This window comes from Kiritimatiellia bacterium (assembly GCA_026417735.1).
Taxonomy (GTDB): Bacteria; Verrucomicrobiota; Kiritimatiellia; order PWTM01; family PWTM01; genus CAACVY01.
Window position 1 is genome coordinate 84,683 of sequence record JAOACR010000003.1, and the last position, 13,240, is coordinate 97,922.

General features: G+C 67.5%; 12 protein-coding genes. 6 read left to right on the top strand and 6 right to left on the bottom strand.

Translation table 11 applies throughout. From position 1 onward, the window contains the following. The first annotated feature begins 8 nt into the window (after positions 1-8). From N2652_00515 to N2652_00540, 6 genes are all read left to right on the top strand, one after another. Positions 9-1,259, top strand: a complete 1,251-nt coding sequence (locus N2652_00515) for an adenosine deaminase family protein (GenBank protein MCX7817695.1) — start codon at positions 9-11, stop codon at positions 1,257-1,259. Beyond that, positions 1,256-1,606: a septum formation initiator family protein gene (locus N2652_00520; GenBank protein MCX7817696.1), complete on the top strand. Its 351-nt coding sequence runs from the start codon at positions 1,256-1,258 to the stop codon at positions 1,604-1,606. Before N2652_00515 ends, N2652_00520 begins: the two co-directional genes overlap by 4 nt. After that, positions 1,603-1,806, top strand: coding sequence for a hypothetical protein (locus N2652_00525; GenBank protein MCX7817697.1), 204 nt, complete (start codon positions 1,603-1,605; stop codon positions 1,804-1,806). Before N2652_00520 ends, N2652_00525 begins: the two co-directional genes overlap by 4 nt. 49 nt (positions 1,807-1,855) lie before the next feature. After that, complete coding sequence (locus N2652_00530) at positions 1,856-2,215, top strand: hypothetical protein (GenBank protein ID MCX7817698.1); 360 nt, start codon at positions 1,856-1,858, stop codon at positions 2,213-2,215. 228 nt (positions 2,216-2,443) lie between these two features. Continuing rightward, positions 2,444-3,439: a hypothetical protein gene (locus N2652_00535; protein MCX7817699.1), complete on the top strand. Its 996-nt coding sequence runs from the start codon at positions 2,444-2,446 to the stop codon at positions 3,437-3,439. A gap of 374 nt (positions 3,440-3,813) precedes the next feature. Continuing rightward, positions 3,814-4,080, top strand: coding sequence for a hypothetical protein (locus N2652_00540; protein ID MCX7817700.1), 267 nt, complete (start codon positions 3,814-3,816; stop codon positions 4,078-4,080). Positions 4,081-4,420: 340 nt separating this feature from the next. Here N2652_00540 and carB read toward each other — a convergent pair whose 3' ends face one another. The 6 genes from carB to N2652_00570 form a co-directional block, all read right to left on the bottom strand. Then, positions 4,421-7,648 carry a carbamoyl-phosphate synthase large subunit gene (gene carB, locus N2652_00545; protein ID MCX7817701.1) on the bottom strand — a complete coding sequence of 1,076 codons (3,228 nt, stop codon included), beginning with the start codon at positions 7,646-7,648 and terminating at the stop codon, positions 4,421-4,423. Between the two features lies 1 nt (position 7,649). Beyond that, positions 7,650-9,200 carry a glutamine-hydrolyzing GMP synthase gene (gene guaA, locus N2652_00550; protein MCX7817702.1) on the bottom strand — a complete coding sequence of 517 codons (1,551 nt, stop codon included), beginning with the start codon at positions 9,198-9,200 and terminating at the stop codon, positions 7,650-7,652. Further along, positions 9,197-10,378 carry a glutamine-hydrolyzing carbamoyl-phosphate synthase small subunit gene (gene carA, locus N2652_00555; GenBank protein ID MCX7817703.1) on the bottom strand — a complete coding sequence of 394 codons (1,182 nt, stop codon included), beginning with the start codon at positions 10,376-10,378 and terminating at the stop codon, positions 9,197-9,199. Before carA ends, guaA begins: the two co-directional genes overlap by 4 nt. Continuing rightward, a complete protein-coding gene (locus N2652_00560; protein MCX7817704.1) occupies positions 10,375-12,000 on the bottom strand; it encodes a CTP synthase in 1,626 nt (541 codons plus the stop codon). The genes carA and N2652_00560 overlap by 4 nt, the downstream gene beginning before the upstream one ends. A gap of 103 nt (positions 12,001-12,103) precedes the next feature. Then, positions 12,104-12,823 carry a hypothetical protein gene (locus N2652_00565; protein ID MCX7817705.1) on the bottom strand — a complete coding sequence of 240 codons (720 nt, stop codon included), beginning with the start codon at positions 12,821-12,823 and terminating at the stop codon, positions 12,104-12,106. A gap of 71 nt (positions 12,824-12,894) precedes the next feature. Further along, positions 12,895-13,236, bottom strand: coding sequence for a P-II family nitrogen regulator (locus N2652_00570; GenBank protein ID MCX7817706.1), 342 nt, complete (start codon positions 13,234-13,236; stop codon positions 12,895-12,897). Positions 13,237-13,240: the final 4 nt, after the last annotated feature.

Here is a 13,240-nt window from a genome sequence, read left to right on the forward strand (position 1 = left end):
CAAACACCGTGAACGAAAACCTTCCGCTGCGGCCGACCGCCGAGTGGCTGCAGCGCATTCCGAAAACGGATCTTCACGTCCATCTGGACGGCTCGCTGCGCATCCCGACGCTGGTGGAGCTTGCCCGTGCCTCCGGCGTGGCGTTGCCCTCGGAAACGGAAGAGGGGCTACGGGCGCTGGTGTTCAAGGACCATTACGCGAACCTCACCGAGTACTTGCGCGGCTTCGCGTACACGACCGCGGTGTTGCGCACACCGGAGCATCTCGAACGTGTTGCGTTCGAGCTGGCGGAGGACAACCTGGCGGAGGGTGTGCGTTACATCGAGGTTCGCTTTGCGCCGCAGCTCCATTATCACGCGGATCTGCACATGCGCGATGTGCTCGCCGCGGTGAATCGCGGTCTTGCGCGGGCGGCGCAGCGGCACAACCAGAGCGAAGCGGTGCGGTCCGGCGCCGATCTGCCGTTCCACTATGGCATCATCGTCTGCGCGCTGCGCGCGTTTACGCGGCAGTACGGCCCATATTTTGCCGCGCTGCTCGACTTGCTCGGCGCGGCGCCGCGCAAGGAGGTGTTCAGCATCGCGTCGCTGGAGGTGGTGCGCACCGCGGTCGCAATTCGGGACCGCGACGGACTGCCGATCGTCGGGTTCGATCTGGCGGGCGAGGAGGCCGGCTATCCGGCGCAGGACCACCGCGAAGCCTATCAGTACGCGCACCGCTGGTTTCTTCGCAAGACCGTGCACGCCGGTGAGGCGTATGGCCCTGAGTCGATCTTCCAGGCAATCACGGACTGTCACGCGAACCGGATCGGCCACGGCACGTTTCTATTTGCGGCGGACATGGTCCGTGGCCCCGGCATCGCGGATGCGGCCCGCTACGTCGAACAGCTGGCCGAGTACATTGCCAGCCAGCGCATCACCATCGAGGTGTGCCTGACCAGCAATCTCCAGACAACGCCCTCGATCCGGTCGGTCGCGGAACATCCGGTGCGCCTGATGATCGAGCGGGGGCTGTCCGTGACGATCTGCACCGACAATCGTCTGGTGTCCCATACCACCGTGACGCGCGAGCTGGAACGGCTGACCGCAGGTGTCCCCCTCAGCGCGCGGCAGTTCCGAAACGTGATTGTCGCGGGGTTCAAGGGCGCCTTCATGCCGCTGCGATACGTCGAGAAGCGCGCGTATGTGCACCAGGTGATCGAGCGGCTGAACGAATGTCTGCGCGATGCGCCGGCGTTGTCGGCCGGCGAGACGCGATGAGCATCTGGACCGTCATCTATCGGGCCGGCGTGGTTGCGGCGTTTGTTCTGCTGGCCGTGGTCGCCGCACTGGGGATTGTGCCGAAATGGCGGGCCATGCAGGACTATCGGCGGCGAAAGGAAGACCTGGAACGCCAGATCGCGATTGAAGAGGAGCTGACCAAGCTGTTGCGCCAGAAGCAGGAGCGCTTTCGGACCGACCCGCGTTTTGTCGAGCGGATCGCGCACGATCTGGGGTTGGCGCGATCGAACGAGATTCTGTACCGGATCGTCCGGGAGCCCGGGGGGGCCGCGACGAACCGCGCGCGTTCGTCCACCGTTCCACGCCGCGGCGCGGGTGGCGAATGAGCGCGCCTGCCCGCGTTACCGACGCGAGAGTTCGAAATGCGGAGAGCGGATTTTTGGCCGCCAAGGTGTCAGGGGTGTTCAAATGCGCGATGGCGGCGCTGCTATCGTTTCAGTGCGGTACGCGCGCGGCGCAACTCGAGAGCATGACGACCGGCTGGCGGGTTCACGCCTCGACGTACCGGCTGAGGGGCCGTGCCTGAACAGTGACGCGCCCGCGTCGTATGTTTGGGCTGATGCCCCGCCGGCCCGATGGCTGCCGTCTTGATTCTGCTGGACGCGCTGGAGGGAGGGGTCGCCAAGATCCGCGCGGTGGTCACGGACGAGGGCACGCTGTGGGGTTTCCGGGTTCCGCAGCGGCGCGTCGCGCGCTCGGAAGTGTGCCGGGCGGTTCCCCGTCTGGAGCTCGACGCGGAACGTTTCGAGGGCTGGTCGTTCTGGACCCCCGGTGCCCGGCGGGCGGGCGTGGTAGCGGCGCTCGGTGAGGCTCCCGTTTACGCGGGGAACACCACCTGGGGTTTCCAGGGCCCGGTGGTACCGCAGCTGGCGCCGGTCTGTCCCGCGGTGACGGGCTGGTCGAGCGGCGACGGTGTGGACCTAACGGCGATGTGATTGCCGGACGGCAACGGCGGCGCCCCCGCGACCTTCCTGCAGCGGTCCCCCCCTGCGAAGCTATACCTACACGCCGGCATTGTTCCGGCCGACCATGCTCGGACGACTGTCTCGGTTTGGTTGGCGCCAGTCCAACCCTCCGCCCCGTAGATCGAACGCGAACGGCTCCGATCTCTGTCGCTTCGTGGCCGGGAGCTTGCGGCCACTGCTGCAGCGCTGCGGGTGAGGATGCCCGAAAGCTGGGCGGCGCTCGAGCCGCCGGTCGTCCCGCCGCGGCCCGTGCCGGTCGCCAACATCGCCGACGCGATGGTGTTCACCGTGAACGAACCCATTCACACCGACTGGGCGTTGGCGCTCGGCCGCAGCACCTCAGCCGACGTGCTGATTCGCGCCTGGCTCAACTGGGGCAGCGCGCCAGATTGGCCCGAAATGGCGCATCTGCCCGCCCGCGCGCACGCGGCGGGAATGCTGTGGGGAGGTGGTCTGACCTGCAGTGCGCTGTACCGTGGCGAAAACGGGCTGACCGACGAGGATCTACTCGACATGGCCACTCGCGGGTGGGACGGCGCACTGGTGGACATCGCAGATAGCCGCGGCCTCCACCATGGGTCGGTCTCCGGCCCGCGGTACCTGGACTACCTGCTGCAGTGGTTGCGCGCGAAGATCGCCGGCGGCGCCGACCTCCTCTTCATGGACGAACATGACGGCGCGCTGGGCCCTTTCGAAGGTTACGATGATCATTCGATCCAGGAGTTTCGCGCGTACCTGCGCAAAGAACATGTGGAGCGGCGCGGCGGGTCGGCATCCGACTGGCACTGGGCCACGGAACTGGACATCGAGGTCCACGATCCTGCGATCTGCCCAGACGGCACGATCGCCTCGTTCGCCTTCCGGGCGCGGCTCGTCCAACGCGGGCATCTCAACCGGCTGACGATCGCTGGGCATTCTTTGGTATCCGCATGGGAGAAGTCTTGCGACGAGCGTAATGCGCGGGTCTGGGCATGGTTGACCGAAAGAGTTCGCCTGGAGGCCCGGGCGCACGGGCGGCGCGTCTTCCTCTGTGGGAACGGCCTGGCGCCACGTCGAACTGCACGTGGCCGGTTTTATCAGCACCGGCCCTGCTGCAGGAGGGTCCCGTGGACCTCGGCCAATCGCAGATGCATCGCTGGCACTCACTGGTGCGGCGCGGACGGGCGCTCGCCGGTGGACGGGTGCCCGTCATGATGTTCATGCACTGGGGTCATTCGAGGTTTCCGTGGCTGAAGGTCTCGCCGGCGGATCGGGCTCTCTGGATGCGCGTACGAGGAGCAGAAATCTAAGCGGCGGGTGGTTGTTTTGCGCTTCCGGTCACGGGGCCGTTCGGCTGCGATGCGCAGTGCGACGGTACACTGCCGCTGATCGCGCGGTTCACCGCGTTCGACCATCACCACCGAGACTGGCTTCACAACGCCGAGGTGCGGGCGATGGACGCAGTTGGAGTGGATGCCGCCGAGTTCGGTACGGCGCTCTGGACACAGTCCGCACCGCCGGCCCTGTTGCTTTAACTCGTCACCCGGCGCGTCGAGGGCGGTCAGCTGCGGACGTGTGGTCTGCTGCGGGTGCGAATCCCGGCGTCGCCGGACGAGCCGCCGCCGGTGGTGCGGGCAGAAATGACGGAGCGCGGCTGCGAACTAATTGTCGACGGGCTTGTTGCGTCCGCGATCGTGCGGCTCGAATACCCCCCGCTCCCCAAGCTCGAGCCTTGTGCGCCGACGCGGCTTGTGTCGGCGCTGAGATGGTGTCGGGCGCGACGCGCGGAGTTTGTAGTGGCGCCGGACGGCGCGATGGCCGACGACGGCGAAACGCACTTTTCGGCTTTCCTGTAAGGTCGCCGACATCTGGAGCTCCGGAAGCCACCTTCGTTGCTTCTGGACACGCCGAAGGGCGGGCGACTCCGGATCGCCGTTCGTACACTAGCGGCGGAGGGCGCCCGCCTCGAATACCGCGTGGACGGTGGGCTGGTGCGCGCGGTGGAACTGCCGGGCCGGGATGGCCGCAATGAAGCAGAGGCCCGAGAGCATGCGGACCCGCTCAAGTTTGAGGTGCCGTCGGGCCGCCACCGGCTCAAGCTCGATCACGCGGGCGCTGACTGGGCTTTGTGGAGTGGCCGGAGTTTAGCGGGCCGCTCGAACCCCTTTCGCTGCTGCGGGCCGCGGCGAGCGATCGTCAGGCGGAGGGGAATGCGTCCTGAAGCGCGGCGACACGGATCGGTCGTCCTCGCATCGCGCGTAGTGCCCGAATCGTCGCTCTCGCGCCGGCGACGGTGGTGATCATCGGGATGTTTCGCCGAATTGCTTCGGCGCGGATGCGGACCTCGTCCAGCCGGGCGCGGGCACCGCTCGGTGTATTGATGATCAGCGCGACGCGGCCGGCGTCCATAAGGTCCAGCACGTGTGGTCCCTCCTGTTCGGAGATCTTGCGGACGATCTCCACCTGCGTGACACCGGCTTCCGCGAGCACCTCCGCGGTGCCGGCGGTGCACACCAGCTGGTAGCCCATCGCGGCGAGCTCCCAGCCGATTTCGCCCGCCCAGTTCTTGTCGCGGTCGGCCATGCTGAGGAACACCACGCCCCGCTCCGGCAACCGGGTGCCAGCCGCAATCTGACTCTTCCAGTAGGCCTCTTCGAAGGTTTCGCCGCGGCCCATCACCTCACCGGTGGATTTCATCTCCGGACCCAGGATTGGATCCACGCCGGGGAAGCGGTTGAACGGCAGCACGGCCTCTTTCACCGCGAACATCGGGATTCGTGACGGACGGGGGCCGAGCCCCATGTCGGCGAGGCGCTGACCGGCCATCACGCGCGCGGCAAGGCGCGCCAGCGGCACACCGGTGGCCTTGCTGACGTACGGGACGGTGCGGGACGCGCGCGGGTTGATCTCGAGCACGTAGATCTCGTTGTCGCGCACCGCGAGCTGCACGTTCATCAGACCCCGCACCTGCAGCGCCCGCGCCATTCGAATGCAGGCGGCCTCGATGCGCCGCTGGGTCGCCGGATGAAGCGAGTGGGGGGGGATGCAGCAGGCGCTGTCACCGGAATGAATGCCGGCCTCCTCCACGTGCTCCATGATGCCGCCCAGATACACGCTTTCCCCGTCGGCGAGCAGGTCCACGTCCACCTCGATCGCGCGGTCGAGATAGCGGTCCACCAGCACGGGAAACCCCGGGCTGGCCTCAAACGCGGCCTCGATGAACGGCCGCGCCTCGTCGGCGTTTGCGGCGACCATCATCGCGCGACCGCCGAGCACGTAGGACGGGCGGATCATCACGGGGTAACCCACCCGCTCCGCAACGCGCAGCGCCTCGTCGACGTTCATTGCGCTTCCGCTGGCGGGCTGCCGCAGACCGAGCCGATCCAGCAGCCGGCGGGTTTCCTCTCGATCCTCCGCACGGTGGATGTCGTCCGGGGAGGTCCCCCAAATCGGTGCGCCGGCGCGCTGCAGCGGCCGGGCGAGGTTCAGCGGCGTCTGACCGCCCACCTGCACCACCACGCCGATCGGCTGCTGGTCCTCGATGATGTTCATCACATCCTCGAAGGTGAGGGGTTCGAAGAACAGATGATCCGCGGTGTCGTAGTCGGTCGAAACGGTCTCCGGGTTGCTGTTCACCATCACCGTTTCGAAGCCGAGCGCGCGCAGCTCCTGCACCACGTGCACGCAGCAGTAGTCGAACTCGATCCCCTGCCCGATGCGGTTTGGGCCGCCGCCGATCACCATCACGCGCGGCCGATCCGCCCGTCGCGACTCGTTCACGGTGCCGCAGTAGGAGGAGTAGAAATAGGGCGTCACCGCCTCGAACTCCGCCGCGCAGGTGTCCACCAACCGGAACACCGGCCGCACACCAAGCTCGATTCGCCGGCGTCGAACCTCGTCTTCGCTGGCGCCGCGCAGTTCCGCGATTTGCCGGTCGGAGAAGCCCGATCGCTTCGCGCGCCACAGCAGCGGCGCGTCGAGCGGTGCGCCGGCGGGCACCGACACAATCTCGCGCTCGATCTCGACGATCTCCGCGATGTTTTCGACGAACCACGGGTCAATGTGGGTGATCGCAGCGACCTCCTCGACGCGCATACCGCGCTTCAGCGCGATCTTGATCGCAAAGATCCGCTCCGGCGCCAGCGTGCGGAGCATGTCCTCGAGCCGGTCGGCCGGCACCCGGCGCTCGGCGCGCAGATCGAGTCCGTGCACGCCGATTTCGAGACCGCGCAGCGCCTTCTGCAGCGCCTCGCGGAAGTTGCCGCCGATCGCCATCGTCTCGCCGACGGACTTCATGCTGATGCCGAGGCTCGGTTCCGCGCCGGCAAACTTTTCGAACGCGAACCGCGGGATTTTCACCACGCAGTAGTCGAGCGCCGGCTCGAAGCTGGCGGGCGTCTGCCGCGTGATGTCGTTGCGCAGCTCGTCCAGCGTGTAGCCGACCGCGAGCTTCGCGGCGATCTTCGCGATCGGAAAGCCGGTCGCCTTGCTCGCGAGCGCGGAGCTGCGGGAGACCCGCGGGTTCATCTCGATCACCACCTGGCGACCGGTTTCGGGGTGCACCGCAAACTGCACGTTCGAACCGCCGGTTTCGACGCCCACCGCGCGCAACACCTTGATCGCGCCGTCCCGCATCACTTGGTACTCCGCGTCGGTCAGCGTTTGTACCGGGGCGACGGTGATGCTGTCGCCGGTGTGCACGCCCATCGGGTCGAGGTTTTCGATCGAGCAGACGATCACCGCGTTGTCGTTGCGGTCCCGCATCACCTCGAGCTCGAACTCCTTCCAGCCGAACACGCTTTCCTCGATCAACACGGTATGGTTGAGGCTGGCGGCCAGCCCCGCCTCGACGATTCTGCGTAGCTCTTCGGGCGTGCGGGCGGTTCCCCCGCCGGTGCCGCCGAGCGTGAAGCTCGGGCGCACGATCACCGGGTAGCCCAGCTCCGCGGCGGCGGCCTCCGCGTCGGCGACGCTGCCGACCATGCGGCTGCGCAAACACTCAAGGCCGGCGGCCTCCATCGTGGTCTTGAAGGCCTCGCGATCCTCCGCGCGACGGATCACCTCGGCGTTCGCGCCGATGAGCTCGCAGCCGACCTCCTCTAGCACGCCGCTGCGCGCCAGTTCCATCGCGGTGTTGAGTCCGGTCTGGCCACCGAGCGTCGGCAGCAGCGCGTCTGGCCGCTCGCGCCGCAGGATGGCGGCGACGAAGTCTGGAGTGATCGGCTCAATGTAGGTGCGGTCCGCGACGGCGGGATCGGTCATGATCGTCGCCGGGTTCGAATTCACCAGGATCACGCGGTAGCCCTCTTCGCGGAGCGCCTTGCAGGCCTGTGAACCGGAATAGTCGAACTCGCAGGCCTGCCCGATCACGATCGGCCCGGAGCCGATGATCATCACGCTTCGGATGTCGGTGCGTTTCGGCATGTCACTCCCATTCGATCGTGCCGGGGGGTTTCGAGGTGACGTCGTACACCACGCGGTTGATGCCGCGAACCTCATTGACGATGCGTCGTGCGATGCGGTCGAGCACCTCCGCGGGCAGGCGCACCCAGTCCGCGGTCATGCCGTCCTGGCTTTGCACCGCGCGAACCGCGGCGACGTGTTCGTAGGTGCGTTCGTCGCCCATTACGCCCACGGTGCGCACCGGCAACAGCACCGCGAACGCCTGCCAGATTTCGTGGCTGCCTGGCCAGCGGCGGATCTCCTCTTCGACGATCGCGTCGGCGCGCCGGAGCAGCTCGGCCCGCTCCGCCGTGACCTCGCCGACGATCCGCACCGCCAGGCCCGGCCCAGGGAACGGCCAGCGCTCGACGAGCGCGTCCGGCAGGCCCAACAGGCGGCCGAGCTCGCGAACCTCATCTTTGAACAGCGCACGAAGCGGCTCGATCAGTTCAAAGCCCAGCTCCGCGGGCAGTCCGCCGACGTTGTGGTGGCTCTTGATCGTCGCGGTGGGGCCGCCGAACGGCGACACGCTCTCGACGACGTCCGGGTACAACGTGCCCTGGGCGAGATAGCGATAGGGGCCACTGTCCGCCGCGACCGAGCGGAAGACCTGAATGAACACTGCGCCGATGATCTTGCGTTTCCGCTCGGGGTCCTCCACGCCGCGCAGCGCCTCGAAAAACCGCTCTCCGGCGCGGACCACGCGCAGGTTCACGCCGAGGTGCCGACCGAACTCGGCCTCGATCTGATCGGTTTCGCCCTTCCGCATCAACCCGGTGTCCACATACACGCACTGCAGCCGCGTACCGACCGCCCGGTGCAACAGCGCCGCGGTGACGGAGGAGTCCACTCCGCCGCTCAGCGCACAGAGCACGCGGTCGTGCTCGCCGATCCGGCCGCGCAGCTCGCGGATGCTTTCCTCGATGAAGTCGCGCATGCGCCAGTCGCCACGGGCGCCGCAGACCTCCCGCACGAAGGTGCGCAGCATCTCGAGGCCGCGCGGCGTGTGCACCACTTCGGGGTGGAACTGGAGGCCAAACCGGCGACCGCTCGCGTCCGCCATCGCGGCGACTGGACAGTTCTCAGTGCGAGCCAGCACGCGGAAACCCGGCGGCGGTGCGGCGACGCGGTCGCCGTGGCTCATCCACACATCCACCTCGCGGCCCAGGCCGCGCAGCAGCAAATCCGGATCCACCACCTCGACGCGGGCCGGTCCGTACTCGCGCCGGTCGCCGCGCTCGACCCGGCCGCCGAGGTCGCGCGCCATCAGCTGCATGCCGTAGCAGATCCCGAGCACGGGCAGGTCGCCCCGCCACAGCTCGGGGTCGCAGCCGGGCGCTCCCTCGGCGAGCACACTCGCTGGCCCGCCGGAGAGAATCACGCCGACCGGGCGACGCGCGGCGAGTACCGCGAACGGCGTGTCGTGCCGCAGGATTTCGCAGTACACCTGCAGATGGCGAACGCGGCGCGCGATCAACTGCGTGTACTGCGACCCGAAGTCGAGCACCGCGATCCATTCGTGCGGCGCGCTCATCCCGGCCCTCCCGACGGCCGCAGCGAGCGCGCGAACTGCACGAAGAGCGGCGCCGCATCGTGAGGGCCGGGCGCCGCCTCGGGATGGTACTGCACCGAAAAGACGGGACGTTCGCGGTGCTGGAGCCCTTCCGAAGTGCCGTCGTTCAGATTGATGTGCGTAGTTTCGATCTCGGGCGGCAACGACTCGATCTCGACCGCAAAGCCGTGGTTTTGCGAGGTGATTTCGACGCGGCCGGTTCGGCGGTCCAGAACCGGCTGATTCGCGCCCCGATGGCCAAACTTGAGTTTGAAGGTGCGGCCGCCGTACGCCAGGCCCAGCAGCTGGTGCCCGAAACAGATTCCAAACGTTGGAAGACCTGCGGCCAGCAGCGTCCGAAGGTTGGCGACGACCGGCGCGACGCCGGCGGGGTCGCCGGGGCCGTTCGAAATGAAGAGCCCATCGGGCCGGGTGGCCAGGATCGTCGCCGCCGGCGTGTGCATGGGCCAGATCTCGAGGTCAAGACCGAGGCGCGTGAGGATCCGCATCTGATTGAATTTCAGGCCGCAGTCGAGCACCGCCACCCGCGGTCGCGGCGCGCCGTCTGGCGCGGCGGGGATCACCGCGTCCCATGCGCCGCGGCCATCCGCGGTCACCTGGCTGAATCCGGCGATCGCCGCGTGAGGGCCGGGCCACCGGTAGCGCACGGGCGTACTAACCTCCGCGGCGATGTCGCGCCCAAGAAAGCCGGGCCAGGCGCGGGCCTTTTCCACGAGGCGGGCGGCGTCGAGGTCGCGCGTCGAAACTACCGCGCGCATTGCGCCGCGCGAGCGGACGTGCAGAGTGATCGCGCGGGTGTCCACCTGATGCACGCCCAGCACGCCGGCCGCCTCGAGAAACTCCGGCAGTGTCGCGCGTGCGCGCCAGTTGCTCGCGCGGCGGCTGCATTCGCCGATCAGCAGTGCGGCGGGCCGAACCGCGGCGGACTCGACGTCCTGCGGCGAGATGCCGTAGTTGCCGATCAGCGGATACGTCAGCGTGACAATCTGCTGGTGATAGGAGGGATCCGTGAGAATCTCCTGATAGCCGGTCATCGAGGTGTTGAAGACGATCTCGCCGAACACCTCGCCTTCGCCGGCGAACGCGACGCCGTCGAAAATCCGGCCGTCTTCCAGTGCGATGCGGGCGGGTCGATTCATGGGGCCTCCCGAGCCATGGCGGCGCGCCGGCGGGCGAGCGCGGCGCCAACAAACGCGACGAAGAGCGGATGCGGTTCCAGCGGGCGCGACGCAAACTCCGGGTGCGCCTGGGTCGCGACGAACCAGGGGTGATCAGCCAGCTCGATCATTTCGACGAGACGGCCGTCGGGCGAACAGCCGCTGATGACCAGCCCCTTCTGCACGAGGATCTCGCGGTACCGGTTGTTGACCTCGTATCGGTGACGGTGTCGCTCCTGCACGCGGTCGCGGCGATAGGCGGCGTGTGCGCGCGTCCCGCGCTGGATCACACACGGCCACAGGCCCAGGCGCATCGTGCCGCCCTTTTCGGTGACATGCATCTGCTCCTCCATCAGCGAGACCACGGGGTGCGGAGCATCCGGGCAGATCTCCGTGGTGTGCGCGCCCTCGAGGCCGGCAACGTGGCGCGCGAACTCGATCACCGCGCACTGCAACCCGAGGCAGATGCCGAGGAACGGTATGCGGTGCTCGCGGGCGAGCCGGATCGCCGTGATTTTTCCTTCGATTCCCCGCGCGCCAAACCCCCCGGGCACGAGGATGCCGTCGACCGCCTTCAATGTCTCCAGGTGCTGGCCGTCCTCGACCTCTTCCGCCGCAATCTTGACGATGTCCACCGCCACCTCATGGGCGAAGCCGCCGTGGTGGATCGCCTCAAAAAGGGACTTGTAGGCATCCTGCAGCTCCGCGTACTTGCCGACGACCGCGATCCGCACCCGCTCGCGGGGGTGCGTGATCCGGTGGACGAGCTGTCGCCAGTCGTCGAGGCGGGCGGGCCGGCGGGCCATGCGGAAGTGCACCATGATGATTTCGTCCACGCCCTGATCCGCGAGCACCAGCGGCAGCTCGTAGATGGAGTGCTCGACGTCGCGCTCTTCGATCACCGCGTGCGCGGGCACGTTGCAGAACAGCCCCAGTTTGCGCCGCGCCTCCGCCGACAAGGGCACCTCGGTGCGGCAGATCAGCACGTCCGGGGAGATGCCAATTTCGCGCAGCCGCGCGACGCTGTGCTGCGATGGTTTTGTCTTGATCTCGCCGGCCGCGCGGATGAACGGCACGTACGTGAGGTGAATGTAGAGCGCCCCCTCACGGCCCTCCTCCAGGCCGATTTGCCGGATCGCCTCGAGAAACACCAGGCTCTCGATGTCGCCGACCGTGCCGCCGATCTCGCACAACACAATTTCCACGCCCGGCTCCGCGAGGGCGCGAATGCGCGCTTTGATCTCGTCGGTGATGTGGGGGATCATCTGCACCGTGCCGCCCAGATAGTCCCCCCGGCGTTCCTTTTGGAGCACGTCCCAGTAGATGCGGCCCGACGTGAAGTTGCTCTTGCGGGACGTGGGCCGCCCGGTGAAGCGCTCGTAGTGTCCGAGGTCGAGGTCCGTCTCCGCGCCGTCCTCGGTGACGAACACCTCGCCGTGCTGGTAGGGGTTCATCGTGCCCGGATCCACGTTCAGGTACGGGTCCACTTTCAGCAAACGAATCTCGACGCCGCGGCTGATGAGCAGCCGGCCGATCGCCGCGCAGGTGAGCCCTTTGCCGAGGCTCGACACCACGCCGCCGGTGACAAACACGTACCGCGCCATCTCCGGGCCCTCGCCGTCCTGCGCCCGCGTCCGGGTACGGCAAAGGCCGCGGGCGACAGCGCCGCGCGGCCTGGCCGAAACCCGGGCTCGCTCGGTTCCGGGCTCAGAAGTTTACACTGAAGGACAGCGTGCCGACAACCTCCCGGATGTGCGACTCGTCGGGCAACACGTCGTCATCCAGCGCCGGCACCCACGCGACCCCGGCCTTCACGAACTCGTACCGCAGCGCAGCGGAAAGCACCGCGTGGGAAAACCCGGACTCACGGGTGTCCGAACTGCGCGCGGCAACCAGCGCCGACAGGTCCAGCGCGAACCCTTCCACAAGGTCAACGGAGTGCGCGATCGCCGCCTCGCCGTACAGCTCCCGGTGCACAACGCCGTCCAGCCCCCAGTACACCGTCAGCGTCGGCTGCAAGAGCACGTCGGCGCCCACCGAGGCGAACACCTCGCGATCGGGCCCGAGGTCCGCATGCGGATACATGTACTCGATGTACCCGACCGAGACCGACGGCCCTTCGATCGGCAGCGCCCAGCTCGCGCTGAGATCAATCTCCGAGAATTCCCGGGTGCGGTACTTGCCGCCATCCGAATCCAGATCCATGTTGCCCCACGCGAACAGCGTGAGACCGGGCAGCACTTCCGCCTTCAGCGACGGTTGTGCGACAAAGGTGTCGGTGACCGTTGCGCCGCGGAAGAGGTAAGCGGTCGCCAGGTCAAGCGTGGCAGTGCCGACCGTCTTTGCCTCTTCAGCGAACGCGCCCAGCGCCAGCAGTGTTCCCAACGCGGCGCCCCAGCGCCATCCGGATCCTTGGGGTGTTGTCATCAGCGACTCTCCTTTCCGTTTCTTTGCAGGTTGATGCCCTTCTCCTAAACGGGTCCGCCGCGGACCGGCCCTCATCCGATCGCCTCCCCGCCGCGCTCACCCGTGCGGATGCGGATGCACTCGAGCAGGTCGGTGACGAAGATCTTGCCGTCGCCGATGCGGCCGGTGCGGGCACCCTTGATGATCGCGTCGATGGTTGGCTGCACGAACGCTTCGTTCACAGCGATGTCGAGCCGGACTTTCTTGAGCAGGTTCACCTCGGTGACCGCGCCGCGGTAGCTCTCCGTGTAGCCCATCTGCTGCCCGCAGCCGATCACGTTGCTGACCGTCATCTTGTACACCTGCGCCTGGAAGAGCGCGGCTTTCACGTCCGGCAGTTTCTCCGGCTGAATGATCGCGGTGATCAGTTTCATCTGT